Raw genomic sequence first — 26,504 nt, 5'->3', positions numbered from 1 at the left:
GGTGGCGTCCAACTGAGTTGACGCCGACCTATCCAGAGAATTGGGCCGAATTATGCTCTCTTTGGAAACAGATGGTTAAGCGTGACAGCGCCGCGGCGCGCGGTCGTCTGGACCATTGGGTCTGAAATCCCTATATCTTCGCTCAGGATTGACAGTGGAGAGATCATGCCCGAGCCACAGCCGCAGATGGAAGGCGCGCCGCTTATTGCGCCGTCTTCGACCGATCACCCTCTGCATGAGGCTATCGTGGAGGCGTGCCGGTCGGTCTATGATCCTGAAATACCGGTGAATATCTTCGATCTGGGGCTGATCTACACGATCGAGATCAGCGACGAGAGCAAGGTGAATGTCATCATGACGCTGACCGCTCCGGGATGTCCGGTTGCAGGCGAGATGCCCGGATGGGTTGCCGATGCGGTGAGCGCGGTGCCGGGCGTACAGAGCGTCGATGTCGATCTGACCTGGGAGCCGCCCTGGGGGATGGATATGATGTCGGACGAGGCGCGGCTTGAGCTGGGGTTCATGTAAGGAACTTGGCCTGCCCTCGCCGGTTGATCCGGCGATGGTGTTTCTCAGATCTTCTTTTCGCTTGGCGCTGGCGGCGCTTTTCTGGCTTTGCCTGACGCTCCCTGCGTTGGCGATCGAACCCTATTTCGAGGTCGACCGCCTGAATGAAGGGCTAGGCGCCGCGCCGGGGGATCTGGACCGGTCCACGCCGCAATCGACGATCGAGGCGCTGCTGGATGCGGCGGCGGCGAACGAATTCGAGACTGCGGCGCATCTGATGGACCTGTCGGATTTCGAACCCTCCGAACAGGCGGCGCGGGGCGAGGATCTGGCACGTAGGCTGCATATGATCATCGACCGGAAGGTCATCATCGACTGGCAGTCCCTTCTTGAGCGGCCCGATTCCCTCGATGCTTTGGCGACCTCCGACAGCGCGGTGGCCGGAGAGGTTCGGCGGTCGCTTCTGATGTGGATCCTCGATCTGGAGGACCGGTCGGTCGCGATCCGGCTGAACCGGATCAAGCCAGCGGATGGCGATGCGGTCTGGATCTTCTCCTCGCAGAGCGTGGCCAATATCGATGCTCTGTTCGAGCTTTACGGGCCGACCCGGTTCGAAGAGTGGCTGCCCGACTGGATGCGGGCGGATACGTTCTGGAACCTGATGATCTGGGAGGTGATCGGCCTTCCGATCGTGCTGCTTCTGGCGCTGCTGGCCGGGATGGCGACGCGCCGGCTGATGAAGCGGCTGGCGGCGCGCACCGATAGCCGGCTTGGCGGCGACATCGTCCATGCGATCCGGATGCCGCTCATCTTCTTTGTCGTAACCTTCGTGATCTCGTCGCTGACGACCAGCCTCTTTGTCTTTTCGGGTCAGATCAGCACGATCCTGGGGCCCTTGATCGCGCTCGGCTTTGTCATCGCGGCGCTGATGCTGGTTGTGAATGTCGTGGATGCCGTGCTCGACCGGATGGTGAACCTGCACGACAATTCGCTCAAAGAGCTGGAGAACTCCGAGTTCAGGGCGCTTGTGACCCGGATCGCTGCCGGGCGGCGGGCGCTGATCATCCTGATCGTCCTCATCGGCGGCGGGATCGTCCTGACGCAGGCGGATGTCTTCAATACGCTGGGATTCTCGCTTCTGGCCTCGGCCGGGGCGCTGACGCTGATCCTGGCCTTTGCCGCGCGCACGGTGCTGGGCAATATCATGGCCTCCATGCAGATCGCGCTGAACCAGGCGGCGCGGATCGGCGACCGGATCGTCTACAAAGGCGAGATCTGCGATGTCGAGCGGATCCATTTCACCTATGTGCAGCTGCGCGTCTGGACAGGCGTGCGGCTAATCGTGCCGGTCAACGAATTCGTGTCCGAGCCGTTCGAGAACTGGACGCTCAAGCATAGCGAGCTGATCCGCCTGATCGTGCTGAAGATGCGCCATGACGCGGATGTCGATCTATTTCGCAAGGTGTTCTACGACTTTGCCGAGGAGCTGGAAGAAGGCGAGTTGGGCGAGAAGGACGATCTGCAGGTGCGCGTGACTGGGCAGGATGTGTTCGGACAGGACGTGACCTTCTGCCTGCCCTGCCGAAATCCGAACACCGCTTGGGCGATGGCCTGCGAGATGCGCGAGAAGCTGATCCGCCATGGGCGCAGCCTCGAGGAGAAGGGCGAGCCGATCTTCCCCGAGGCCAATCCGGCCGAAGCGGCCTAAGGCAGCAGCGACCGAAGGATCCGCATGACGCGGGACCGCTTGCGCTGCTGCAACTGCTCTTTCAATTCTGCAAAGTGCCGCTGCTCTTTCTCGTATTCCGTCTCGAGCTGGGACGGGCTAAGTTCGAGGGGGATATACCGCATGAGGTCTCTCCTTTGGGTTTGTGCCTAAGGGGAACCTAAGGAGCCGCCGTCTTGCCCGGCAGGCGCCGGGATCGAGATTGGATTTGCAGAAATGAAAGCCGATACGGACTGGGACGATCTGAAATACCTGGCCGCCGTCGCCCGGACGGGGAGCCTGGCCCGCGCTGCCGAGGAGACCGGCGTCAGTCAGGCCACGCTGTCGCGGCGGATGCGCGCGCTCGAGCGGGAGACGGGGCGCAAGATCTTTCACCACGGCGCGCGCGGCTATGCCCTGACCGTCGAGGGGCAAGCGCTGGCCGATGGCGCGATCCGGATGGAGCAGGTCGCGGCCGGGATCGATCTGGGCAAGACCGCCGGTCCTGCGCCTGTGCGGATCTCGGCGGGCACATGGACAGCTCTTGATCTGGCGCAGAACATGGGCGCGATCTGGACGCCCGAGGCGCAATGGCTGCCCGATTTCGTCCACTGCGATCTGGACATGGATATCGCCCGGCGCGAAATCGATATCGGCATTCGCAACCGCCGCCCGACGCAGACCTGGCTGGCCGGGCAGAAGACAGGCGTGGTGGATTATGCCGTCTTTGCCGCCTCGCCCAAGGTGAAGCGCTGGATCGGGCCCTCGCATGACGCGGCACGCACCCCGTCGGGCCAGTGGGTGCTGGAGCATCACGGGGATGATATCGCGACGCGCGCCAACTCTCCCCAGCTGGCGCGCGCCATGGCCGAGGCCGGGATGGGCCGCGTCGTTCTGCCGATCTTTGCCGGGAGGGACAGACCGGGGCTCAGCCAGATCGGAGAGCCGATTGCCGCATTGCAGAGCGAGGAATGGCTGGTCAGCCACCACGAAGGTCGCCATGATCCTCCCATCCGGGCCGCGCTCTCTGCTCTTGCGCGTTATCTCAAAGGACGACCCGAAGGGATCTGACCGCACGGCGCGGCATCACCCAGTCGTCATCAAACCGGTACAGTGCTGTTACCTTGGTTCGCCATGTCCGGCTTACTAGTAAGGAGACGACTTCATGACGATACGATCCCCATCTGCCTTGGCCCTTTCCCCCTTGGCCCTGACCGTTCTGGCCGCGCTTAGCTGCGCCGGACCCGTTCTGGCCGCCGGTCACGAGACGGAGGGCACGGCGCAGATCGACTACGGCCCGCGCCCGGCCTATCTGATCGACAAGCTCGAGGAGGGAGAGCTGAAGGACACGCTGACCGCCTGCCTCGGTCAGGAGCCAAGCCGAAGCGATTTCTCGATCGGCCATCGCGGGGCGCCGCTGCTCTTTCCCGAGCATACCGTGGAATCGAACGTGGCCGCCGCACGGATGGGGGCGGGTATCCTTGAATGCGACGTGACCTTTACCGCCGATGAGGAACTCGTCTGCCGTCATGCGCAGAACGATCTGCACACGACGACGAACATCCTGACGACCGATCTGGCCTCGACCTGCAACGTGCCGTTCTCGCCCGCCTCTGGCGATACGGACGCGGCCGCCGAATGCCGGACATCGGAAATCACGCTCGAGCAGTTCCGGACGCTGGAGCCGAAGATGGACAGCTTCAATGCCGCCGCCACGACGCCGGAAGAGAGCATGGGCGGCGTGGCTGATTGGCGCTCGACGCTTTATTCGGACGGCGCGACGTTGATGACCCATGCCGAATCCATCGAGCTTTTCGCCTCGCTCGGCGCGAAATTCACGCCCGAGCTTAAGAGCGCGTCGGTCGAGATGCCGTTCAACGGCTTTAGCCAGGAGGATTACGCGCAAAAGCTGGTCGATGAGTACAAGGCGGCGGGTATTCCGGCCGAAAACGTCTGGCTGCAGAGCTTCAACCTTGACGATGTGCTCTACTGGATCGGGGCCGAGCCGGAGTTCGGCGCGCAGGCGGTCTATCTTGTCGATCACTACGATATCGAGGGCTGGTCTCCGATGGATCTGGAGACCTGGCCTGCCTCGCTGCAAAGCTATGCCGATCAGGGCGTGCAATATATCGCGCCGCCGCTTTGGGTTCTGGTGACGACCAATGATGCGGGCGAGATCGTGCCATCGCTCTGGGCCGAGGAGGCGCAGGCGGCAGGGCTCAACATCATTACCTGGACGCTCGAGCGGTCGGGGCCGCTGGCGGAGGGCGGCGGCTGGTACTTCCAGTCGATTGCCGAAGCGACGGATAGCGATGCAGTCTATTACGAGCTGCTGCACGTTCTGGCGCAGGATGTCGGCGTGGTCGGGGTCTTCTCGGATTGGCCCGCGACGACGACCTTCTACGCCAATTGCTTCGGTCTTTAAGATCGCGGCGGGCGGCGTCTCTATGGCGCCGCCCTGCCCCGCTGGTCCTGCACCTATGACCGAGCTGGAAAAGATGCTGGCGGGCGCGCCCTATCGCCCGGGGGATCCCGATCTCGTGGCCTTGCGCAAGCGCGCGCAGCGGCTGATACGGGATTACAACGCGACCATTTATGGAGACGACGACACGCGCCGGGCGCTTCTCGCCGAGCTGCTGGGCCGGGATGGCGGCGCGACGATCCGGCCGCCCTTCTATGTCGATTACGGGGTGCATATCGATCTAGGGGATGAGGTTTTTCTCAACTATGGCTGCGTGATCCTCGACGTCTGCCCGGTCAGGATCGGCGACCGGACCCAGATCGGGCCGGGTACGCAGATCCTGACAGCGGATCATCCCCGCGATGCGGCCACTCGCGCGGCAGGCGCCGAAATGGGCAAGCCGGTGCGCATCGGCGCGGATGTCTGGATCGGCGGCGGCGCGCTGATCCTGCCCGATGTGAGCATCGGCAATGGTGCCGTGATCGGCGCGGGCAGCGTGGTCACCCGCGATGTGGCGGATGGCGTGACGGTCGCGGGAAATCCGGCCCGGCCCTTGCGCTAGGCTCCCTGCTTCATCTTGTCACAAATATGCATGGTCCGGTCCGGGGGCTTGTGAGCCTGCCGCCCGATCCTTAGGTTAAGCGCAAAGGAGATCCTGCCCATGTTCGCCATGCCCGGCAAGCAAGCCGTCACGATCACGCCCAAGGCCGCCGCCCAGATCGCGCGGCTGATGGAGAAGGACGGCCATCAGGGCCTGCGCATCGGCGTCAAGAAGGGCGGCTGCGCGGGGATGGAATACACGATGGATTATGTGACCGAGATCGACCCCCTCGACGAGGTGGTGGAATCCGGCGCAGCCCGCGTGATGATCGCACCGATGGCGCAAATGTTCCTTTTCGGCACCGAGATCGATTACGAGACCTCGCTTCTGGAAAGCGGTTTCAAGTTCCGCAATCCCAATGTGACCGAGGCTTGCGGCTGCGGCGAAAGCATCAAGTTCGACGCCACACTTTCTGCCAGCTGATCTTCCATGGGCGTCTCGGCAGCGGATGTCGCAGCGGCCCTCGAGCTTTTCGATGATCTGGGCGATCTGAGCACTCGCGCAATGATGGGTGGTCGGCTGATCTATCGCAAGGGGACGCTTTTCGCGCTGGTGCGGTCGGACGGCCAGATCCTGCTGAAAGGCACGCCCGGCAGCATTCCCCGGATCGAGGCGCTTGACGGCGAGAGATGGCACTATACCCGATCGAACGGACGCTCCGGTGCGATGCCCTACTGGACGCTGCCGGACGCTGCGCTTGACGATCCGGAGCTTGCCTGCGATCTCGCCCGAGTAAGCCTGGCCGAATTGGAGAGCTGACATGCCGCAGAAAATCGCCGCCGGAAACTGGAAGATGAACGCCCCCGATCCCGCCGAGGCGGATACCCTTGCCCGCCAGCACCCTGATCCGGGCGTGACCGTTCTGCTCTGCCCGCCCGCGACGCTGCTGGCGTCCCTGTCCGAGCGGCTGTCGCAGACGAAGATCCAGACCGGTGGTCAGGATTGCCACACCGCCGCGTCGGGCGCGCATACCGGCGATGTCTCCGCCGCGATGCTGGCGGCCGCAGGCGCAGGCCATGTGATCCTCGGCCATTCCGAGCGCCGTGCCGATCATGGCGAGAGCGACGGGCTTGTGCGAGAAAAGGCCGAGGCGGCTTTGGAGGCGGGTCTGACGCCGATCATCTGTGTCGGCGAGACGCTCGAGGAGCGCGATGCCGAACGCACGCTGGAGGTGATCGAAGGTCAGCTCTCGGGATCCCTGCCCCGAACGGATGCCCCGCTGATCGTGGCCTACGAGCCTGTCTGGGCCATCGGGACGGGGCGGACGCCTACGCCCGATCAGATCGAGAAGGTGCATGCCTTGCTGCGCGCGCAGGCGCCTTCGGATACGCCGCTTCTTTACGGAGGGTCGGTGAAGGGCAGCAATGCGGCCGAAATCTTTGCTATCGCCAATGTCGATGGAGCGCTTGTGGGCGGGGCAAGCCTGACCGCTGAGGCATTCAGCCCGATCGTGTCTGCGCTGGAGGCCGCCGTCTGAATATGCATATTTTTGACAAGATGAAGCGCAAATCCTTTCCTCGTTAGGGCCGCGTTAAGGTTAACCTGCTTTCCTGAGAGAGCCGTACAGCCTGGCAAGGCGATGGCGGTACAAGGTGAAGCTCCGTTCTTCGGACTATATGGGTAACCAATCCCTGAAAGCCGGAGAACGGGGTGGACCGTCCCCTCTCCTTCATCTTGTCCTAAATATGCACGATCCAGGCGGTTGCCGCCCGGATCCGCCGCTTGATCCTATTGAATGACCAGTTCCGGTCCCATCACCTGGGTCGGAAGCCAGATCGAGATCGCCGGGATATAGGTGATCATGATCAGGAAGATGAAAAGCACGCCCAGGAACGGCAGGGCGGCGCGCACAACGCGCATCATCGGCATCTTGGCCACGCCCGAGGTCACGAAGAGGTTCAGACCCACGGGCGGCGTGATCATTCCGATTTCCATATTCACCACCATGATGATGCCCAGATGGATCGGATCGATCCCAAGAGAGATTGCGATCGGAAAGACCAGAGGCGCGACGATCACGATGAGGCCCGACGGCTCCATGAACTGGCCGCCGATGAGCAGGATGACGTTGACGATGATGAGGAACATGACCGGCCCGAGCCCGGCATCGAGCATCGCATTGGCGATATGCTGGGGGATCTGTTCGTCGGTCAGCACGTGTTTGAGGATCAGCGCGTTGGCGATGATGAACATCAGCGTGATCGTCAGCTTACCCGCTTCGAAAAGCGTATCACGCGTGTCAGGATGGAAGAAGGCGGTCACGAGCGCCCAGGGCTTTTGCAAAAGCGAGGAGCGTTCGCGGACAACAGCGGCCGCTGACAGGCTTTCAGCCTGGATCGGGACGCCGGTGATCGGGTCGTACTCGATCCCCTTGGCCGCGAGCGGGCCCATGTCGCGGTAGATGAAGCAGGCGACGATGAAGGCGTAGACCGAGGCGACGGCGGCGGCTTCGGTGGGGGTGAAGATCGCTCCGGTCACGCCGGGGACGCCGTAGATGCCGACCATGATGACGACGATCAGCAGAAGGCCCCAGAACGCGTCGCGGAAGCTGTCCCAGATCTCGCCCCAGCCGGCCCATTGGCCCTTGGGCATATTCTTGATCGTGGCCATGATGTAGATCGTGACCATCAGCATGAACCCCGCGAGCAGCCCGGGGAAGACACCGGCCAGGAACATGCGGCCCACCGAGACATCCGTCGCCGAGGCATAGACGACCATCACGATGGACGGCGGGATCAGGATGCCGAGTGTGCCTGCGTTACAGATCACCCCGGCGGCGAAATCCTTGGAGTAGCCCTGCTGACGCATGGCCGCGATCACGATCGTTCCGATCGCCACCACCGTGGCGGGCGAGGAGCCGGAGAGGGCCGCGAACATCATGCAGGCGAAGACGCCCGCGATCGCCAGGCCGCCGCGCAGGTGCCCGACGCAGGCGATGGAGAAGCGGATGATCCGCCGCGCCACACCGCCTGTGGACATGAAGGTCGAGGCCAGGATGAAGAAGGGGATCGCCAGAAGCGTGTAGTGCCCCGCCATCGCCTGATAAAGCGAGCCTGCGATCGAGGCGAGCGAGGTGTCCGAATAGAGCAGCAGGAAGATCATCGAGGACAGGCCCAGGCTGACCGCGATCGGCACGCCGATCAGCAGAAAGCCGATGATCATCGTGAAGAGGAGAACGACATCCATCGGTCTAGTCCTTTCTGGCGGGGGCGGCCACGGTTTCGCGAGCGGCGGCCTCTTCCAAGGCATCTTCGGCCTCGTGGCTGACGATGAGGCTGGTCGATTGCCCCGTCCAGACGCGCCAGACGGCCTGGATGATCCGGAAGAGGATCAGCGCGGCGGCGATAGGCAGGATCGTGTAGGGCACGACCCTTGGCATTTTTGAATAAGGATCGCCGTAATTGATCCAGTCCTCGAGAAAGCGCAGCCAGCCAAGCATCGGGATCTGGTCGGTTTCAAAGAAGCTGCGGCCGCGCGAGGCGGTGTCGAAGCCGGTGGGGAACCACTTGCCGGTGGTCGGTGGCAGATCCGCGAAAGGCGCCCAGTAATCCCAGCACCCCTTGGCCAGCAGAAGCGCGAAGATCAGGCAAAGCCCGCCCGAAATTAGCGCCACCACCTTGCGGCCTGCGGGGGGCAGCATGTTGGTGAGGGAGTCGACGCCCAGATGGGCTGTGACTTTGAACCCGTAGGCGACGCCGAAGAGGACAAGCCAGGAGAACAAGGCGGCCACGACCTCGAGACCCCAGATAATGGCGTCGTTGAAGACGTAGCGCAGGATCACATTGGCGAAGGTCAGGATCGCCATCAGTCCCAGAATGACGGCAATCGCCGTTTCCTCGAACGTGTTGACGGCGCGTGCAAGCGCGCTGGGAGATTTGTCTTGTCTGCCGCTCATGATCTATCCTGCCGCATTGTCGAACCCTCTTTGGTCGAAACCGCTCTCACGCTTGAGCGCTTGCCCGAAGCGCTCTCGATAGGGGTCTTCCCGCATGGGAAAGATGGTCCGACGCGAGACGTCCGGGTCCCGTTGATGCGGAGCCCGGACGGAAAGTGCAGGTCACCCGGTTTGGACGACCTGCTACCCGAGATTTACATCGACGCGTTGATCTGCTGCGCCGCTTCGATCATGTCGGCGCCGACCTCGTCCTCGAACTGCTCCCAGACGGGGCTCATCGCATCGACCCAGGCCTGACGCTCTTCCGCGGTGAGAGTACGCACTTCGCCGCCCGCGTCGATGATCGCCTGCTTGGCTTCCTCGTTGACGCGCTTGGATTCGCCGTTCCGCTCCACGGTGACTTCCGACAGGATGGTCAGGAACTGGTCGCGGACCTCAGGCTCGAGGCTGTCGAGCCAGTCGACGGAGGCCACGACGAGGTAGTCGATGATGCCGTGGTTCGTCTCGGTGATGCCGTCCTGCACTTCGAAGAACTTCTGGCCGAAGATGTTGGACCAGGTGTTCTCCTGTCCGTCCACAACGCCGGTCTGAAGGGCGCCGTAGACTTCGGAGAAGGCCATCGGCTGAGGCGAGGCGCCGAGCGCTTCCATCTGGGCGACGAGCACATCGGAGGGCTGGACGCGGAACTTGAGGCCTTGTGCGTCATCTGGCGAGACCAGCGGGACGTTGGCCGAGATCTGCTTCATGCCGTTGTGCCAGAATTCGAGACCCTGAACGCCGCGGCGCTGCATCGCGTCCTTCATTGCCTGACCGGCCTCGGAGGCCTGGAAGGTATCGACCGCGTCGATCGAGGCGAACATGAAGGGAAGATCGAACAGGCGGTAGGATTTCGTGATCGACTCAAAGAGCGACAGCGACGGCGCGGCCAGCTGGACGTCGCCCTGGAGCATCGCCTCGATGACCTGCTCGTCCTTATAGAGGGTCGAGTTCGGGAAGACCTCCATGCACATCGTGCCGTCCATTTCGGCATTGACGCGTTCCTGAAGGCGCGCGGCGGCGATGCCTTTGGGGTGGCGGTCGGTGTTCGTCACGTGGCTGAACTTGACGACGATCTCGCCGTCGTCGCAGCCTGCTTCGTGGTTTTCCGCAAAGGCACCGGTCGCTCCGGCGGTCAGGGCCGCAACAGAGACGGCAGCCGTCAAAATCATCTTCATAAGTCTTCTCCCTAGGGTCGCGTAAGATCGTCACTCCGGACGATGCTAAGGGATGAAAGCAATGCGATCGCCTTTGACGGAAGTAAAAAGTGTCGAAATATAGGCGGTTTATAATTTGTTAACGAAAGCAGAGGGATAGGTTGGATTTTCCAAGAGGCGCGACGTCATCATGTGGCAGGGTGAGCGGTAATCCACACATGTCGGGGTATCGGTGTGCGGAAAACCGCGCACTTTTCGCGTGTGACTTTACGTAAGGATACACGCATTCCGTGTCGAATCAAGCGCGGTAGTCTTCCGCCTTCAGGCCGTGGCGCGCGAGCTTGTCATAGAAGGTCTTACGGGGGAGTTTCAGGGCCGTCGCCGCCTGGCTGGCGCGCCCTCCGTTGCGGGTGAGGGCCGCGATGAGAAGCGACTTTTCCACCCGGGCAAGCTGTTCGGCGAGGCCGAGTTGCTCTTCGGGAGTTGTGTCGGTCGCGCCGAGCGCGAACCGCATCGCCGCATTCATCAGGCTGCGGGCATTGCCGGGCCAGTCCTGCGCCATAAGCTGCGCGTTCTGATCGGGCGTGATCTCGGGCAGTGGCAGAGCGGCCTGTTCACAGGCTTGCGCGACGTAGTGACGGAACAGCACCGGAATATCCTCGGGGCGGTCCGCGAGGGACGGGATCTGAACCGGCATCATCTCGAGCCGGAGCGCGAGATCGAGGTTGAACCGGCCCGCTTCCGTCTGATTGGCGAAGTCGCGGTAGGTTCCTGCGATCACCCGCGCGCGGCCTCCTTCATCCAGCCGTTCGAGCAGAGCGAACTGGGCCGGTTGAGGCAGATCGACCACCTCGTCCAGAAAGACGGTGCCGCCTTCGGCGTCGGTCAGGATCGCATCCAGCGTATCGGGATCGAGCCCGGTCGCCGCCCGTTTGACGAAGGGGCCCTGCGCGATGGGCGACAGAAGGTGGATGACCTCGGCCACCTTGGACGTGCCCGAACCCGGCGCGCCCCGGACCAGGACATCGACATTCTTGGAGGCGACGAACCGCGCCCGGTCCCGGAGCGCGGCAGCGAGGGCGGATTGACCGAAGAGCATCCGCTCGGCGGCATCCCCGCGCGCGGCGGCCTGGGCCTGCCTGCGTTCGGTCAGGACCCGCTCGCGCTGATCCTGCGCCTCGCGCACGGCGGAGATCAGATCTTGCGGCGCGCAGGGTTTTTCCAGAAAAGCGAAGGCGCCCGCCTGCACCGCGTCGACGGCCATGGGGATGTCGCCTTCGCCCGTCAGCACGATCACGGGCAGATCGGCATCCTGCTTGCGGGCATAATCCAGCAAATGAAAGCCATCGCGGCCCGGCATCCGGATATCGGTTACGACAATGCCGTCGAAATCGCGGGCCAGATGATCCTTCGCCTCGATGAAGGATCCGGCGACGATGGGCGCGAAATCGGCCAATTCGAGCGTCTGGGACAGCGCCTCGCGCACCGCGGCGTCGTCGTCGACCAGAAGGACCCGCTGGATCATGCGGCCACCTCGGAGGGTGCTGCAGGCTGGATCTCGAGCGTGAAGATCGCGCCGCCGCCGTCTGCCTGACCGGCGCGGATTTCGCCGCCAAAGCTTTTAACAAGGCCGTAGGAGATCGAAAGACCAAGCCCCATCCCTTCGGAGCGGCCAACCTCCTTCGTGGTGTAGAACGGATCGAAGATCTTCTCGGGCGCCTCGATACCCGGGCCGGTGTCGCGCACGGTGAGCCGGACCGGATCGCCGGTCTCCACCTCGATCGTCAGGAGGCGGCGGTCTTCGCGCTCCATCGCGTCGATGGCGTTGGCGGCGAGGTTGACGATGACCTGCTGCAGGCGGACATCGCCGCCGCGCACGATGACGGGATGGGCGGGCGGCTCCCAGTGTAGCGTCACATCATGGCGATCCATCCGGGGCTTGACGATCTCGAGCGCGCCTTCGACGGCGGCGATGAGATCCACGTCCGAAATCACCTCCCTGTCCTGGCGGGCGAAGTCCCGAAGGTTGCGGATGATCCGGCCCATCCGGCGCGCCAGATCGCCGATCCGGCCCAGATTGGCCGCTGCCTTGTCAGGCGCGCCGCGATCGAGAAAGGCCTCGGCATTTTCGGCAAAGGAGCGGATCGCCATGAGGGGCTGGTTCAGCTCGTGACTGATGCCCGCCGACATCTGCCCCAGCGCGCTGAGCTTGTCGGCGCGTACAAGCTCGGCCTGCGCCTGCCTGAGCGCGGCCTCCGCCTCTTTGCGTTCGGTGATTTCGCGGCGCAGGTTGGCATTGGCGATCTCGAGCTGGTGCGTCCGTTCGGTCACGCGGCCCTCGAGGTCGGCATTGGCGATGGCCAGAACCCGGCGCCGTTCCATCGCGACGAAGAGAAGCGCGCCAAAGGAGAGGCAAATCGCCGCCGCAACCGCCGCCTGAAGGCCCGCGAGGCGCAGGACCGGGGCGAGATCGATCAAGGCCTCGCCGCGCATTCCGATCACCGGCAGGTTCTGGGACAGGTGCAGCGCGTGACCCGGTAGAAACCGACCGCCGTCGATCGCCCAGATCCGGTGGCCGAAGAGGACACGCTCGGTCATATCGATGAACGGCATGGGTTCGGGCGCGCCCGCGCGGGCCAGAACGTCCGGGGCGGCTAGATCCGCCTGACGGGCGCGGTAGATCAGCTCGGACCGGTTCGCGATGAAGACGAGGCCAAGCTCGTCGGTGAAGAAGACGGTCGAGCGCCCGCCGCTCCAATCATCCTCGAGCCGTTCGACATCGACGGTGACAAGGACGGCACCCTGAACCGGACCGGCTTCGGAGAAGACAGGGGCGGCATAAAGGAAGGTGCGCCGCTCGAAGGTGGGACTGCGCAGATGACCCTGCCCCGTGGCGCCGTGCATGGCGCGGTTGAACCACGAGGTGGACGATACCTCGGTCCCCTCCTGACCGGAGGCCGAGACGAGAACACGCCCCTCCGCTTCGATCAGGGAGACGTCGAGCGATCCGCTTTTGTCGGCCGCCCCGCGCAGTACGTCCGAGGCGATGTTGGCGGTGCCGCCGTCAAGCACATGCCGCAAATCGGGGTGATCGGAGAGCAGGACGGCAAGTTCACGATAGCGGCGCAACTGCCCGGTCAGTTTGTCGGCGGCCAGCGTCAGATCGGATTTGCCGCGCGAGGAGAGCTGATCGAGCCCGGCGCGAAAGCCCGTGACCCCCACGCCGCCGGCGATCACGAGGGTCGCGGTTACGAGGCAGAGCATCGCAACGACAGGGCGCAACCGGATGGACAAGGCAAAAGAACGCATCGCGGGGCAGCTTAATCCGGGTGCGCTTGCAAAGAAAAGCGTCTCAAGCGTAACTCGCCGTCATGACGCAGCTCTCTCAGGATCCGACCGCGCCCGGCTTTGTGCAGGACCCCTACCCGTTCTATGCGCGCGCCTGCGCGGCCGGACCACTGGTCCGGTGGGAGGAGTACGGCGCGATCGCCGCAACGACGGCGGAGGCGGTGACCGCGATCCTCAAGGATCGGCGGTTCGGGCGCGAGGCGCCGCCATTCGAGGTTCCGGGCCATCTGGGGGCGTTCTACGGGGTCGAGGCGCATTCGCTGCTCGAGCTGGATCCGCCGCGGCATACGCGCCTTCGAGGGCTGATCCTGCGCGCCTTTACCACGGCGCGGGTCGAGGCGTTGCGGCCTGCGCTTGAGGCCACGGCGCATGAGTTGATCGACGCCTTTCCGGCCGGGCCGTTCGATCTGTTGCCTGCCTTCGGGGCACCGCTGCCGGTTTTGACGATTGCGCGGCTTTTGGGCTTTGACGACGCCGTGGCGCCAGATCTTCTGGCCTGGTCGAACGCGATGGTTCGGATGTACCAGCCCGCCCGCAGCCGCGCTGACGAAGAGGCCGCCAATGCCGCCGCCGGGGCCTTCAGCGCCTTTATCCGGAGCGAGATTGCGAGCCGCCGAGGAAAGACCGGCGACGATCTGCTGTCTGCGCTGATTGCGGCCCATGACGAGGCGGACCGGCTGACCGAGCCGGAGCTGATCTCAACGGTGATTCTGCTGCTCAATGCCGGGCACGAGGCGACGGTGCATACGATCGGGAACGGGGTGAAGACCCTGCTAGAGACCGGCTCTGCCGCGCATCGGCCCGTGCCGGTGGAGGAGATCCTGCGCTTCGATCCGCCGCTTCACGTCTTTGCCCGCTGGGCGCGGGAGGAGGTCACGGTCTTTGGGCACACGTTCGCGCCGGGGGACCGGGTGGATTGCCTGCTGGCCTCGGCCGGGCGAGACCCTGCGATGGTGCCCGATCCAAACCGGTTCGATCCTGGGCGTGCGGCGAAGCATGCCAGCTTTGGCGGCGGTCTGCATTTCTGCGTCGGTGCACCGCTGGCCCGGCTGGAGCTGGAGATTGCCCTGACGGCTCTTCTGGATCGCTGCCCGGGGCTGCGGCTGACCGAGCCGCCGGTCTATGCGGATGTCTACCATTTCCACGGGTTGGAGCGGCTGATGGTCGAGGTCTAGAGCGGCAGGGCGGTTGTCGATTTGATCTCCTCCATCGAAAGCAGCGCCGTGACATTGTAGACCCGCACCTCGGCGATCAGCGCCTGATAAAAGGCGTCATAGGCCCGCGCATTGGCCACCCGGACCTTTAGGATGTAGTCGATATCGCCTGCCAGACGGTGCGCCTCCTGCACCTCGGGGCGGGCGCGCAGCGCTTCGAGAAAGCGGTTTTGCCAATCCGCCTCGTGCTCCGACGTGCGGATCAGGACGAAGAAAGTCGCGTCAAAGCCCAACTTTTCCGCATCGAGCTTCGCCACCGTCGCGCCGATGACGCCGGCCTCGCGCATTTTGCGGATGCGGTTCCAGACCGGGGTCTTGGAACTGCCGACGACCTTGGCGATCTCGTCGAGCGATCGGCTCGCGTCGCTTTGCAATTCGCGCAGGATTTTCCTGTCCGTGTCGTCGATCCGGAATGCCATTCCGCTTCTCCTTCGTTTTCATGACGCCTGTTCCGATCTCTGGGCGGAGCAGAACGAGCGTTCCTATTTCCCCTACCCCATAGCGTAAAAGCGGAACGATGTTCTATATTCCAGTTACGTTTTCCGGAGTTCGTGATGCAGCATTTCCCCATCTTCCTGGCCGTTGCGGGCCGCCGCATTGTCCTGTCGGGCGGCGGTGACGCCGCTTTGGCCAAGCTGCGGCTGCTTATGAAGACCGAGGCGCATCTGACGGTGGTGGCCAAGGAGGTCGCGCCCGAGATCCGCGTCTGGGAGGCGGCAGGCAAGCTGCGCGTGATCGCCCGCGCTATGGAGCCGGGGGATGCGCTTTGCGCGTCGCTCTTTTATGCGGCGAACGAGGACGACGCCGAGGATGCGCGCGTTGCGGCTTTGGCCCATGCCGATGGGGCGCTAGTTAATATCGTCGACAATCTGCAGGACAGCCATTTCATCACCCCCGCCATCGTCGACCGCGACCCGGTGACCGTGGCGATCGGAACGGAGGGCGCGGCCCCGGTGCTGGCACGGCGGATCAAGGCGGATCTCGAGGAACAATTGCCCCAGACGCTCGGGCCGCTGGCCCGGATCGGAAAGGCCTTCCGGGGGGCCGTCGAGAAGCGGCTGCCGATGGGTCGCAAGCGGCGGGATTTCTGGTCGGATTACTACTTCAAATCCGGCCCGCAAGCCTTTGCAGATGATGGAGAATACGGGGCCAATGAGGTGCTTGCCTCACTCCTGCATCGCCATGCGACCGCGCCGGAGCGCAAAGGCCATGTCGATCTGGTGGGCGCGGGTCCCGGCGATCCCGATCTGCTGACGCTCAAAGCGCGCAAGGCACTTGATGCCGCCGATGTCGTGCTGCACGACCGGCTGGTGCCGCAAGAGATCCTCGAGCTGGCGCGCCGGGAGGCGACGATCATCGAAACAGGCAAGACCGGGTTCGGCGCCTCGATGGGACAGGAGGAGATCAACGCCCTTCTGGTCGAGCATGCCCGCACAGGTGCGCAGGTCGTCCGCCTTAAATCCGGCGATGCCACCGTCTTTGGCCGCCTCGATGAGGAGATCGAAGCGCTGGAGGCGGATGGCATCAGCTGGCGCATCATTCCCGGCATCACCGCCGCCTCTGCCGCTGCCGCGACCATCGGGCAGAGCCTGACCAAGCGGCAGCGCAACAGCACGCTCAAACTGCTGACCGGCCATGATATGAAGGGGTTTGCCGATCACGACTGGTCCGCTTTGGCGCGTCCCGGCGAGGTCGCCGCGATCTATATGGGCAAGCGCGCGGCGCGGTTCGTTCAGGGGCGGCTCTTGATGCATGGCGGCGATCCTCAGACGCCGGTCACGGTGATCGAGAACGTGAGCCGACCCTCGCAACGCATTGTCGAGACGACGCTTTCCCGGCTTGAACCCACCCTGACCGAGGCGGGTCTGACCGGTCCCGCCCTGATCCTGTACGGTCTGGCGCCACGCCGCGCCGAAGCCGTCCTTCCCCAGCTTGCAGAGGAGATCGCCTGATGCCCCGTACCTTTACGCCCAAGGTCGTCACCGCCAATGCGCTTTTGAAAGGCGATGCCGTCTGGCTGACCGAAGATGATCGCTGGAGCCGAGACATGGCCGAGGCCGAGCTGATCGAGGACGAGGCGCATGCGCAGATCCGTCTTCTGTTCGCCGAAGGTCAGCCCGGTGTCGTGGTCGGCGCCTATCTGGCCGATGCGCAGGCCGGCCCGGAGGGTCCCGAGCCTATCCATTTCCGCGAGGCGTTCCGCACGCGCGGGCCGTCGAACTATGCCCATGGCAAGCAAGCTGAGGCCGTCAAATGAGCTATCAATACAACGACTTCGACCGCGCCTTTCTGGCCGAGCGCAATGCTCAGTTCCGCGCGCAGGTCGAGCGGCGCATCGACGGATCACTCACCGAGGACGAGTTCAAGCCGCTGCGCCTGATGAACGGGCTTTACCTGCAGCTGCACGCCTACATGCTGCGGGTCGCGATCCCTTATGGGACTTTGCGGTCCGCGCAGATGCGCCAACTTGCGATGATCGCAGAGCGGTGGGATCGGGGCTACGGTCATTTCACGACGCGCCAGAACATCCAGTATAATTGGCCAGAGCTGCGCGACGTGCCCGATATCCTCGATGCGCTGGGAAAGGTCGGGCTGCATGCGATCCAGACCTCGGGCAACACGATCCGCAACGTGACTGCCGATCATTTCGCGGGCGCCGCTGCCGACGAGATCGCCGATCCGCGCCCCGTGGCCGAGTTGCTGCGGCAATGGTCGACCGACCATCCGGAATTCCAGTTTCTGCCGCGCAAGTTCAAGATCGCGATCACCGGCTCTCCGAACGACCGGGCCGTCACCAAGGCGCATGATATTGGCCTCAGGATGGTGGAGCGGGACGGCGCGCCTGGTTTCGAGGTCATCGTCGGCGGCGGGCTTGGACGGACGCCGATGATCGGTAAGGTCATCCGGGACTTCCTGCCCAAGACCGACTTGCTTCCTTTCGTCGAGGCCATCGTCAGCGTCTACAACCTGCTGGGACGGCGGGACAACAAGTACAAGGCGCGCATCAAGATCACCGTGCATGAGCATGGGATCGAAGAGATTTCCCGCCTTGTGGAAGAGCGCTTTGCCGCGATCCGTCCGCAGTTTTCGGGCGTCGATCAGGAGATCCTCGCGGGTATCGAGGCGCAGTTCGCGGCGCCCGAGTTCAAGACGGCTCCGGTGGAGGCCTTCGAGGCCGAGCGGGACCGTAATCCCGCCTTTCGGTCCTGGAGCGATACGAACCTGACGCCGCATCGGGCGGAGGGCTATGCGATTGTGTCGGTCTCCATCAAGAAGCATGGGGCCACGCCTGGAGATGCAACCGCCGATCAGATGCGCGTTCTCGCCGATCTGGCGCGGCGCCATGGCCATGACGAGCTGCGCATCAGTCACGAGCAGAATGTGATCCTTCCGCACGTACACAAATCCGATCTGCCCGCGCTTTACGCCGCCCTGCGCAGCGCGGATCTGGCGACGGCGAATATCGGGCTCGCCTCGGATATCATCGCCTGCCCCGGAATGGATTATTGCGCGCTCGCCACGGCCCGCTCGATCCCGGTCGCGCAGGGGCTGGCAAGCCGGATCGAGGAGCTGAAGATCGAGCACGAGGTCGGGCATCTGAAGATCAAGATTTCGGGCTGCATCAATGCCTGCGGTCACCACCATGTGGGCCATATCGGGATCCTCGGGCTCGACCGGGCGGGGGTGGAGACCTACCAGATCACGCTGGGCGGAGATGGCACCGAGACGGCGGCGATTGGCGCGCGGACGGGTCCTGGGTTCTCCTACGAGGAAATCGTGCCGGCCATCGAGCGCCTGATCCTGGCCTATCTGGATTTGCGCGAGGGTGAGGAGGAGACGTTCCTCGAAGCTTACAATCGGGTCGGGATGGAGCCGTTCAAGACGGCGCTTTATCCTGCCAAGGAAACAGCCGATGCCGCTTGAGGCGCCCCTGCCCCCGCTGGCCGAGCGCATTGCCGCGCTGAACGCCGCGACGCGCCATCACGGCGCGGTGTCGGTACTGGAGAAGGCGCTGACGGATCCGTCCGTGGGCCGGACCGCGCTGGTATCGTCCTTCGGGGCGGAATCGGTCGTGCTTTTGCATATGGTGTCGATCCTCGACCGGTCCCTGCCGGTCCTTTTCGTCGATACCGAGATGCTGTTTGACGAAACGCTCGCCTATCAGGCGGAGGTCGCGGACAAGCTGGGCCTGATGAATGTGCAGCGGATCGGGCCGGATCGCGCCGACCTGCTGGCCGAGGATAACGAGGGCATCCTGCATGTCCACGACACCGATGCCTGCTGCACCTTGCGTAAGTCGCGCCCGCTGCAGCGCGCGCTGGACGGGGTCGATGCCTGGATCACAGGGCGCAAGCGCTATCAGGGCGGTGCGCGGGCCGAGCTGAATTTCTTCGAGGAGGAGTTGGGCACCGGCCGGATCAAGGTTAACCCGCTGGCGCGATGGGCACGGGAGGATACGCAGGAATATATCATCCAGAACCGCCTGCCCCGGCATCCGCTGGTGGCGCAAGGCTATCCGTCGATCGGCTGCGCGCCCTGCACCTCGCCCGTTGGTGCGGGCGAGGATGAACGAGCGGGCCGCTGGCGCGACACCGACAAGGAAGAATGCGGGATCCATTTCGTGGACGGCAAGATCGTGCGCGGCCCAAAACGCAGCGCGGCCTGAGAGGTGGGATATGCATATTTATGACAAGATGAAGAGGAGCGCGCGATGAGCGTCATCGTCACCGATAGCGGCTTTGGCGCCGAGGACTGGACTGGCGGGTTCGTGACGCCGGAGACGCTCGCGGCCAATGATTGCGGTGCGCTGGGGCTCGATCTGGCCTCGGATGCGGATGTGGACGGCCTCGACGGGCGGCTGCATTGCTTTGCGCTGATCCGGATCGACTTTCCAAGCTTTGCCGACGGGCGCGGCTTCACGCTGGCGGCGCGGCTGCGGCGGATGGGCTATGGCGGACGGCTTCGTGCCAAGGGCCATGTGATCGCCGATCAATACGCGATGGCGCGCCGGTCGGGCTTTGACGAGGTCGAGATCGACGCGGCTTTGGCCGCCCGCCAGCCCGAGGATCAGTGGCAGGCCCGCGCGGGATGGACCGCGCATGACTACCAGGGGCAGCTGCGCGGCTGACCCTTCCGTTTTCACGTCCGAGATGACAGATACAGAGGCGCGGGCCCGGCCCGCGAGAGGATAGATGACCGAGCAGAGCCCCGTGACCCAGACCCAGGCAGCCAAGGTGCCGACCCTTCCCGATGCCCAGATCGTCACCAGCGTGCGGCATTATACAGATCGGCTCTTTGCCTTTCGGGTGAGCCGTCCGCAAAGCCTGCGCTTTCGCTCGGGCGAGTTCGTGATGATCGGCCTGATGGGCGATCCCGACCCTGTGACCGGCAAGCAGAAGCCGCTTTTGCGCGCCTATTCCATCGCCTCCCCCTCCTGGGACGAAGAGCTGGAATTCTACTCGATCAAGGTGCAGGACGGCCCGCTGACCTCGAAACTGCAGCATATTCAGCCGGGCGACGAGATCATCTTGCGGCCCAAACCCGTGGGCACGCTGGTCCATGATGCACTGACGCCGGGCAAGCGGCTCTGGTTCTTTGCCACAGGCACCGGCTTTGCACCCTTTGCCTCGCTGCTGCGCGATCCCGAGACCTACGAGCGCTACGACGAGGTGATCGTCACCCACACGACCCGCGACGTGGACGAGCTGACCTATGGGCGCGAGCTGGTCGAGAGCCTCGCCGAGGATCCGCTGATCGGGGAGTTCGTGGGAGACAAGCTGCGCTACTATCCGACGACCACCCGCGAGCAGAGCCCGAAGATGGGCCGGATCACGACGCTTTTGAAGGACGGCACCGTGTTTGCCGATCTGGGCATCGACGGCATTTCGCCCGAGACCGACCGGGCGATGGTCTGTGGATCGATGGGGCTGAATACCGATCTGAAAGAGATTCTGGAGGGCTTTGGCCTGCGCGAAGGGGCCAATTCAGATCCGGCCGAATATGTGGTCGAGAAGGCCTTTGTCGGCTAGGAAAGACGGCCGCAAGGCACAGGCGGCCAAAATCGCTTGCAGGCGCGCGGTATCCGGTTGAAAGAGCCGCCTGCGAGGGCTACCTTCCAGCCCCGGAAACCCGTGCAATCATTCAAGGAAGACACGTCATAGCCCGCAGACCCCACAACGCCCCTCCCCAGCGTGACACCGGCCCCCGCGTCAACGATCGCATCCGCTCAGACGAAATCCGCCTTATCGGCGCCGAAGGTGAGAATGTCGGGGTGGTCACACCGGCCCGCGGCATGGCCCTGGCCGAGGAAGTGGGGCTCGATCTGGTCGAGATCTCGCCCAACGCCAGCCCGCCCGTCTGCAAGATCATGGACTTCGGCAAGTTCAAATACGAAACGCAGAAGCGCGAGGCCGAAGCCCGCAAAAAGCAGAAGACGATCGAGGTGAAGGAGGTGAAGTTCCGCCCCAACACCGACACGCATGACTATGACGTCAAGATGCGCAACGTCTTCAAGTTCCTCGAGAATGGCGACAAGGTGAAGATCACGCTGCGCTTTCGCGGCCGCGAAATGGCGCACCAGAATCTGGGCCGCGAGCTGCTCGAACGCGTTGCGGACGATACCGCCGAGATCGGCAAGGTGGAGAACTTCCCCAAGATGGAAGGCCGCCAGATGGTCATGATGATCGGGCCGAATACGAAGTAGGTCCGGATATTGTGAGGACTAAAAGCCGCCCTTGACCGAGGGCGGCTTTCGCATGTGGAGATCGGAATAAAGCGGCCGGGCGCCGGATGTTGGTTTACGGAATGAAGCTGGCGTTTAATGGCACGAAGTGGGCCTCTAGAGGTCCGGCCTGAATGACCGCTTTCAAGCGTTGTTTCAAAAGAATGATTTGAAAAGCGCGTCTAATATCTTTGATACGTTTCCCGGTAGGGCACTCCTGCAGCACTGATTTTCTCGACCAGTCCCGACAGGCTGATACCGGAATATGATTGAAGCTGGATGGGGTCTCGCGCGTTAAAGTGCATCCAGTATTCGCGCTCGTCCCTCTCTTCCTCCTTATGAATTGTTCGAGACTCGATTTCCTTCAACTCATCAAGTCGGGCTGAGAACCCGCATTCCGTCCCGTGAGCGTGGCGGGGGACATGCCAAAGGAGTTCTTCATCTGTCAGCCGGAAGTGCCATTCTCCTGACGTTCCGATGGAGCGTGCAGCGAATATGAGCTCTTTCAGCAATCCATAGAGTCCGCACGCTACACAAATGACGCCGAGGAAGGCCCAGCCGGACCACGTTTCCAAAGCCTCAAACCTTGGTCTGAAGACTGTGGCATCAGGGATGAGCCACATCCCAAGCGCAACCAGCGCCGCAGATATGACAGGGGCAATGATTAGACGGGTGACATTGCGTGCCGTGACGGATTGGCGGACATCAAAGCTGGGTGGGTCGTGGTCTGCCGCCTTCAAGCCGTTGCCTCACGTATCCTGAAAGCCAAAGGCACTCGTAGACCTCCCCGATATTCTGCGATCCCGTCGCATATGAAACGGCTTACTTGCATGAAAAACTCGACGTGCTCTAGACACTCGTCGACCGCTCAACATCGGTCAGGCTTGGGCTCAAACCAGACCGTCGCCGGTCACTTCGTCCCGCTGCAAGGTCTTGCGCCCCAGCCGAGGCGCGGGCCGCGAGGGCATTTCCTTGAGAAGCCCGCCGACGCCCATGGCGGCGATCTCTTCTGTGCCGACGGTCACCCCGCACAAGACGCGCTCGAGCACCCAGTCGGCTCCGTTCAGGGCCGGAGACCGGGCGCAACCGGGCAGGCCGATCACCGGGCGACCCTCCAGCGCGCCTGTGAACAGCAGATTGCCTGGATCAACCGGCATCCCGAAGCGCTCGACCGTTCCGCCTGCCGCGCGCAGCGCCTGAGGCGCGGTGTCCTGTAGGTCCGACGTCGCCGATCCGGTCAGGATAAATAGCACGTCCGCCTCGGCCCGCGTCAACGCCGCCGCCAGATCCTCCACCGCGTGTGGCACGATGCGGTATTCTGCCAGATCGACGCCCAGGCGGTTGACCCGCAGCTCCAGCGCCCGCCGCCCTTTGTCGCCAAGCGGCGCTCCGACCTCCGTCTCGATCAGCGCGGCGGTTCGGCAGGCCGCCGGGCGCAAGCGCAAGGCGCCTTCCGCTGCGGTGCAGGCGGCGGCCAAGGCCGTTTTGGGGACGGCATAAGAGATGATCTTGATCGTCGCCGCCATCCCGCCGGGATCGAGCCGGTACCATTCGGGCACGGTTGCAACCGTGATCATCGGATCGATTGCATTGATCCGGCCAATGGCGCCTGGGTCAATCTCAACGATCCCTGCGGTCTGCGCGAAAAGGTTCACCCGCCCCGTCCCGGCGGCACCGATCCTGAGCCCCTGCGCTTCCGGATCCGGTACCAGCGCCTCTGCCAAGGCCTGCGCGGCTGCGTCCTCGCCGACATCCTCCGGGTCCGGCCGCGCGATCCAGATCCGGTCATGTCCCGCCGCCGCGAGCCGGTCGAGATCGGCGAAGGTCAAGAGCGCACCCTTGCGCAACCGCCCGCCTTCGATCGCAAGCGAATGGGCGAGGATCGCGCCTTCGCCGTCGCGCACGGGAACCTCGCCGAACTCCATCAGCCCTGCCTCAATCGCTGCGTGATCTCTGCCAGAATTGCCACCGCGATCTCTGCCGGGTTCGCCGCGCCGATATCGAGGCCGACAGGCGCATGGATCCGTCCGATTTCGTCGGCCCGGAACCCGGCCTCCTCCAGCCGCGCCACCCGCTTGGCATGGGTCCGGGTCGAGCCCAGCGCCCCGATATAGAAGGCCTCCGACCGCAAGGCCGCCTGCAGGCCGGGATCGTCCAGCTTGGGATCATGGGTCAGCGTAACCACCGCTGTGCGCGCATCGATCCCGTAGGCCGCCAGCGCCTCGTCCGGCCAATCGTCCAGCAGATCCGTCTGGGGAAACCGCTCCGCGCTGGCAAAGGCAGGCCGTGGATCCACTACCGTCGGCGCATAGCCTGCCAGACGCGCCATCGCGACCAACGCCTGCGCGATATGGACCGCGCCGATCACGGCCAGCCGCAAGGGCGGCGCATGCACGAGATCGAGATGTGCCTCATCCTCCGACAGCCCCGATCTGCCACGCCTCAGTAGATCATCGACACCCTCGCCCGGTCCCAGGATCTTCGACGTCCCAGAGGCCAGATCCACCCGGCGGAGAAACGTCTCGCGCCGCTCTGTCCGGGCGACCATCTTTGCCAGATCTTCCTCGCTGAGCGCCGATCCGACCGGCTCCACCCGCACCCGGATGCGCCCGCCGCAAGCCAGACCCACGGCAAAAGCCTCGTCATCGCTCACGCCGTAATCCAGCATCCGCGCGGTCCCGTCCTCGAGCGCGTCCAGCGCCTCGACAACGACGGCCCCCTCGACGCAGCCCCCCGAAACCGACCCTTCCATCGCGCCGTCCCCCGCGATCACCAGAAGGCTGCCGGCGGGCCGGGGGGCCGAGCCCCAGGTCTGCGCCACCGAGGCAAGCGCCACGCCGCGACCGGCCCGGTGCCAATCGAGCGCTGTGCGCAAAAGGGTCTCGTCACGCATCGGGGTCTCTCGTCCTCGTCAGAAAGCAGTTGTTGCGGGCAGAGCGCACATCAACATAGGCGATCCCGTCCCGCCCGAGAAGGTCGCGCACATAGGCCTCGATCTCATCCTTTGGTGTGATCCGCCCGGTGCCGTAGACAATCCGGTCATGTGGGCCATAAGCCTTGATCAAATAGTCGGGCGATGTCGTCAGGATCGGCGGAGTGCCCGTCCCCGACCAAGGCACACACGCCTGGGCGCACAAAAAGATCGGCCCTTGTTCCGCATAAGGCTGCGGTTCGGGAAAGGGTCGCGCCGAAAGGATCAGCATCTCCTCGCCGTTCGGGACATCGCGCAGGCAGCACCGGCACGGCGTATGCCTGCCGTTGGAGATCGCGCGCTCTGCAGATTGCCCGTTCGCATCCGGGCCGCCCGCCCGAACGGCATCGACGACGGTCTGATCGTAGGACAGAAATATCATGGCGCGCGCTCCTTATGGCGCGTTCCAGATTGCCTGTTTGACGAAAGGCCGCCGACCCGAACCTTGCGCATCCCCGCTTCATCTGGCCAGAAATACTCAAATCCCAACGCAGCCCTCCCTTTTGACCAGCCACAGCATCGTGCGCGCGTGGCCGGGAGGGCGGGTGTCGTGCCGGACGGCACGCAGTCGCTCTACCGGCCCAGACCAGCCATCAGACGCCCCTTTTCGCCGCCATCTTCCGGGCGGCCCAATGCGGCGGCAAGGCCTGCCAGTGATGCGATGTTGTGCCCGGCCCGCAGCGCATCCACATGAGGCAGCATCGCCGCGATCCCCGCCGCTTTCGGCGCAAAGCCGCCCCAGCGCAGCAAGGGGTTCACCCAGATCAGCCGCCGCGCAGAGAGATGCAGACGCTCCATCTCGGCGGCCAGCGCGTCCGAAGGATCCCGGTCTAGACCGTCGGTGATCAGCAAAACCACCGCGCCCTGCCCCAGAACGCGCCGCGACCAGTCGCGGTTGAAATTGTGAAGGCAGGCGCCGATCCGTGTGCCGCCTTCCCAATCCTGCGCCTCGGCGCCGGCGGCAGCAAGCGCCGCATCTACATCACGCGCCATAAGGTGCCGCGAGATGTTGGTCAGCCGCGTGCCGAAGGTGAAGGCATGCACCTTCGCCCAGCCCGCCCCTTTCTCGTTCGCGACCGCGTGCAAAAAATGCAGAACCGCTCGCGAATACTGGCTCATCGAGCCCGAGATATCGCAAAGCGCCACGAGATTGGGATAGCGGCGGCGGCGCGCCTTGCGCGAGACATCCTGCACTTCTCCGCCCATTCGCGCCGCCTGCCGCATCGTGCGCCGCCAATCGGGCAGCGGCCCGCGCCTGTCCGCCACCATTCGGCGGGTGACGATCGGCGGCACCGGCAGGCTCAGCTTTGCGATGAGCCGCTTTGCCTCGGCCATCTCTGGGGTGCTCATCTGCTCGAAATCGAGCGTTCTCAGACGCTCCTGCCCGCTCGCGGTTTTGGAGGCATCGATTTCGATCTCCACCTCGTCCTCGGTCTCCGGCAGCTCCGAAGCTTCGCGCTCAACTCCGTCCAGCAGGGCCTCCGCCGCCCGCTTCTCTCCGGCCTTGGCCACACGGTCCTCGGCCACGCCGCGCACCGAAGGCGTGAGCATCGCGATCATATGCTCAAGGTATCGCGGATCGCGCCAATAGAGCCGGAAGATTTGCCCGAAGACCTCCCGATGCTCTGGCCGCGTGCAGAAACAGGCCTGCAGCGTGAAATAGAAATCCCGCTTCTCCCCGAACCCCGCCGCCTCAACCGCGCGGATGGCATCGACAACCCGCGCGGGACCCGCAGGCAGGCCCGCCTTGCGCAAGGCCCGCGCGAAATGGGTGATGTTATGACCGAGTTTCGGGTCTTCCGGCAGGTCAAGATCGGGGAGCGTGGCCATGATCAGAGGTCACACCTGCGGCATAGGCGGGAGCCTCCGGCGGAGGTATTTTTGGCAA

Annotated in this window: 28 protein-coding genes; 16 read left to right on the top strand and 12 right to left on the bottom strand. The window is 64.0% G+C overall.

All coding sequences use genetic code 11. From position 1 onward, the window contains the following. Positions 1-165 precede the first annotated feature (165 nt). Together AAD018_RS11325 and AAD018_RS11320 are read left to right on the top strand one after the other, a co-directional pair. Entirely contained in the window at positions 166-528 is a 363-nt protein-coding gene (locus tag AAD018_RS11325; RefSeq protein ID WP_367316175.1) for an SUF system Fe-S cluster assembly protein, read from the top strand. 34 nt (positions 529-562) lie between these two features. Continuing rightward, complete coding sequence (locus tag AAD018_RS11320) at positions 563-2,215, top strand: mechanosensitive ion channel family protein (RefSeq protein WP_367316174.1); 1,653 nt, start codon at positions 563-565, stop codon at positions 2,213-2,215. Here the strand turns inward: AAD018_RS11320 and AAD018_RS11315 are convergent. After that, complete coding sequence (locus tag AAD018_RS11315; protein ID WP_367316173.1) at positions 2,212-2,358, bottom strand: hypothetical protein; 147 nt, start codon at positions 2,356-2,358, stop codon at positions 2,212-2,214. The genes AAD018_RS11320 and AAD018_RS11315 overlap by 4 nt on opposite strands. A gap of 91 nt (positions 2,359-2,449) precedes the next feature. Here AAD018_RS11315 and AAD018_RS11310 point away from each other — a divergent pair, with 91 nt between their 5' ends. The 6 genes from AAD018_RS11310 (at position 2,450) to tpiA (ending at position 6,751) form a co-directional block, all read left to right on the top strand. After that, positions 2,450-3,283 (top strand): LysR family transcriptional regulator, encoded by an 834-nt coding sequence (locus AAD018_RS11310; protein WP_367316172.1) that lies wholly within the window; start codon positions 2,450-2,452, stop codon positions 3,281-3,283. Between the two features lie 94 nt (positions 3,284-3,377). Then, positions 3,378-4,637, top strand: a complete 1,260-nt coding sequence (locus AAD018_RS11305; RefSeq protein WP_367316171.1) for a glycerophosphodiester phosphodiesterase family protein — start codon at positions 3,378-3,380, stop codon at positions 4,635-4,637. A gap of 55 nt (positions 4,638-4,692) precedes the next feature. Then, positions 4,693-5,235, top strand: a complete 543-nt coding sequence (locus AAD018_RS11300; protein ID WP_367316170.1) for a sugar O-acetyltransferase — start codon at positions 4,693-4,695, stop codon at positions 5,233-5,235. Positions 5,236-5,334: 99 nt separating this feature from the next. Further along, a complete protein-coding gene (locus AAD018_RS11295; protein WP_367316168.1) occupies positions 5,335-5,697 on the top strand; it encodes a HesB/IscA family protein in 363 nt (120 codons plus the stop codon). A 6-nt stretch (positions 5,698-5,703) separates the two neighbouring features. Beyond that, a complete protein-coding gene (locus AAD018_RS11290; RefSeq protein ID WP_367316167.1) occupies positions 5,704-6,033 on the top strand; it encodes a TfoX/Sxy family protein in 330 nt (109 codons plus the stop codon). A gap of 1 nt (position 6,034) precedes the next feature. Beyond that, positions 6,035-6,751: a triose-phosphate isomerase gene (gene tpiA / locus AAD018_RS11285; protein ID WP_367316166.1), complete on the top strand. Its 717-nt coding sequence runs from the start codon at positions 6,035-6,037 to the stop codon at positions 6,749-6,751. Between the two features lie 251 nt (positions 6,752-7,002). On the opposite strand, the gene AAD018_RS11280 is transcribed toward tpiA, so the two are convergent. The 5 genes from AAD018_RS11280 to AAD018_RS11260 all read right to left on the bottom strand — a co-directional run bounded on the left by AAD018_RS11280 (position 7,003) and on the right by AAD018_RS11260 (position 13,671). Continuing rightward, a complete protein-coding gene (locus AAD018_RS11280; protein ID WP_367316165.1) occupies positions 7,003-8,460 on the bottom strand; it encodes a TRAP transporter large permease in 1,458 nt (485 codons plus the stop codon). A gap of 4 nt (positions 8,461-8,464) precedes the next feature. Further along, on the bottom strand, positions 8,465-9,169 hold the full coding sequence (locus AAD018_RS11275) for a TRAP transporter small permease (protein WP_367316164.1): 705 nt from the start codon (positions 9,167-9,169) through the stop codon (positions 8,465-8,467). A gap of 194 nt (positions 9,170-9,363) precedes the next feature. After that, the gene (locus AAD018_RS11270; protein ID WP_367316163.1) at positions 9,364-10,383 is read right to left on the bottom strand and encodes a DctP family TRAP transporter solute-binding subunit; all 1,020 of its coding nucleotides are present in this window, start codon (positions 10,381-10,383) and stop codon (positions 9,364-9,366) included. Positions 10,384-10,660: 277 nt separating this feature from the next. Continuing rightward, positions 10,661-11,887: a sigma-54-dependent transcriptional regulator gene (locus tag AAD018_RS11265; protein WP_367316162.1), complete on the bottom strand. Its 1,227-nt coding sequence runs from the start codon at positions 11,885-11,887 to the stop codon at positions 10,661-10,663. Continuing rightward, positions 11,884-13,671, bottom strand: a complete 1,788-nt coding sequence (locus AAD018_RS11260) for a sensor histidine kinase (RefSeq protein WP_367316161.1) — start codon at positions 13,669-13,671, stop codon at positions 11,884-11,886. Before AAD018_RS11260 ends, AAD018_RS11265 begins: the two co-directional genes overlap by 4 nt. A gap of 62 nt (positions 13,672-13,733) precedes the next feature. On the opposite strand from AAD018_RS11260, the gene AAD018_RS11255 reads away from it, so the two are divergent. Then, on the top strand, positions 13,734-14,885 hold the full coding sequence (locus AAD018_RS11255) for a cytochrome P450 (RefSeq protein ID WP_367316160.1): 1,152 nt from the start codon (positions 13,734-13,736) through the stop codon (positions 14,883-14,885). Here AAD018_RS11255 and AAD018_RS11250 read toward each other — a convergent pair. Continuing rightward, positions 14,882-15,343, bottom strand: a complete 462-nt coding sequence (locus tag AAD018_RS11250) for an Lrp/AsnC family transcriptional regulator (protein ID WP_367316159.1) — start codon at positions 15,341-15,343, stop codon at positions 14,882-14,884. The two genes, AAD018_RS11255 and AAD018_RS11250, sit on opposite strands and share 4 nt — an antisense overlap. Before the next feature lie 135 nt (positions 15,344-15,478). Here AAD018_RS11250 and cysG point away from each other — a divergent pair, with 135 nt between their 5' ends. The 7 genes from cysG (at position 15,479) to infC (ending at position 21,627) form a co-directional block, all read left to right on the top strand. After that, positions 15,479-16,876, top strand: a complete 1,398-nt coding sequence (cysG, locus tag AAD018_RS11245) for a siroheme synthase CysG (protein ID WP_367316158.1) — start codon at positions 15,479-15,481, stop codon at positions 16,874-16,876. Then, on the top strand, positions 16,876-17,181 hold the full coding sequence (locus tag AAD018_RS11240) for a DUF2849 domain-containing protein (RefSeq protein ID WP_367316157.1): 306 nt from the start codon (positions 16,876-16,878) through the stop codon (positions 17,179-17,181). Before cysG ends, AAD018_RS11240 begins: the two co-directional genes overlap by 1 nt. Next, complete coding sequence (locus AAD018_RS11235; protein WP_367316156.1) at positions 17,178-18,848, top strand: nitrite/sulfite reductase; 1,671 nt, start codon at positions 17,178-17,180, stop codon at positions 18,846-18,848. The genes AAD018_RS11240 and AAD018_RS11235 overlap by 4 nt, the downstream gene beginning before the upstream one ends. Beyond that, on the top strand, positions 18,838-19,590 hold the full coding sequence (locus tag AAD018_RS11230) for a phosphoadenylyl-sulfate reductase (protein WP_367316154.1): 753 nt from the start codon (positions 18,838-18,840) through the stop codon (positions 19,588-19,590). Before AAD018_RS11235 ends, AAD018_RS11230 begins: the two co-directional genes overlap by 11 nt. Positions 19,591-19,635: 45 nt before the next feature. Beyond that, complete coding sequence (locus AAD018_RS11225) at positions 19,636-20,052, top strand: DUF934 domain-containing protein (RefSeq protein ID WP_367316153.1); 417 nt, start codon at positions 19,636-19,638, stop codon at positions 20,050-20,052. 64 nt (positions 20,053-20,116) lie between these two features. Further along, entirely contained in the window at positions 20,117-20,953 is an 837-nt protein-coding gene (locus AAD018_RS11220) for a ferredoxin--NADP reductase (protein ID WP_367316152.1), read from the top strand. Beyond that, positions 20,836-21,627 (top strand): translation initiation factor IF-3, encoded by a 792-nt coding sequence (gene infC, locus AAD018_RS11215; RefSeq protein ID WP_459382422.1) that lies wholly within the window; start codon positions 20,836-20,838, stop codon positions 21,625-21,627. The genes AAD018_RS11220 and infC overlap by 118 nt, the downstream gene beginning before the upstream one ends. A gap of 200 nt (positions 21,628-21,827) precedes the next feature. Here infC and AAD018_RS11210 read toward each other — a convergent pair whose 3' ends face one another. The 5 genes from AAD018_RS11210 to AAD018_RS11190 all read right to left on the bottom strand — a co-directional run bounded on the left by AAD018_RS11210 (position 21,828) and on the right by AAD018_RS11190 (position 26,446). Further along, positions 21,828-22,385, bottom strand: a complete 558-nt coding sequence (locus tag AAD018_RS11210; RefSeq protein WP_367316151.1) for a hypothetical protein — start codon at positions 22,383-22,385, stop codon at positions 21,828-21,830. 150 nt (positions 22,386-22,535) lie between these two features. Then, positions 22,536-23,570, bottom strand: coding sequence for a molybdopterin-binding protein (locus AAD018_RS11205; protein ID WP_367316150.1), 1,035 nt, complete (start codon positions 23,568-23,570; stop codon positions 22,536-22,538). Next, positions 23,570-24,538 (bottom strand): XdhC family protein, encoded by a 969-nt coding sequence (locus AAD018_RS11200; RefSeq protein ID WP_367316149.1) that lies wholly within the window; start codon positions 24,536-24,538, stop codon positions 23,570-23,572. The genes AAD018_RS11205 and AAD018_RS11200 overlap by 1 nt, the downstream gene beginning before the upstream one ends. Beyond that, positions 24,531-24,998 carry a DUF1203 domain-containing protein gene (locus tag AAD018_RS11195; protein ID WP_367316148.1) on the bottom strand — a complete coding sequence of 156 codons (468 nt, stop codon included), beginning with the start codon at positions 24,996-24,998 and terminating at the stop codon, positions 24,531-24,533. Before AAD018_RS11195 ends, AAD018_RS11200 begins: the two co-directional genes overlap by 8 nt. A 191-nt stretch (positions 24,999-25,189) precedes the next feature. After that, positions 25,190-26,446, bottom strand: a complete 1,257-nt coding sequence (locus AAD018_RS11190; RefSeq protein WP_367316147.1) for a vWA domain-containing protein — start codon at positions 26,444-26,446, stop codon at positions 25,190-25,192. Positions 26,447-26,504 lie beyond the last annotated feature (58 nt).

Source organism: Aestuariibius insulae, from assembly GCF_040783535.2.
Classification (GTDB): Bacteria; Pseudomonadota; Alphaproteobacteria; order Rhodobacterales; family Rhodobacteraceae; genus Aestuariibius; species Aestuariibius insulae.
Note: the sequence above shows the minus strand (reverse complement) of the source record. Positions and strands in the feature narration are given on the sequence as shown.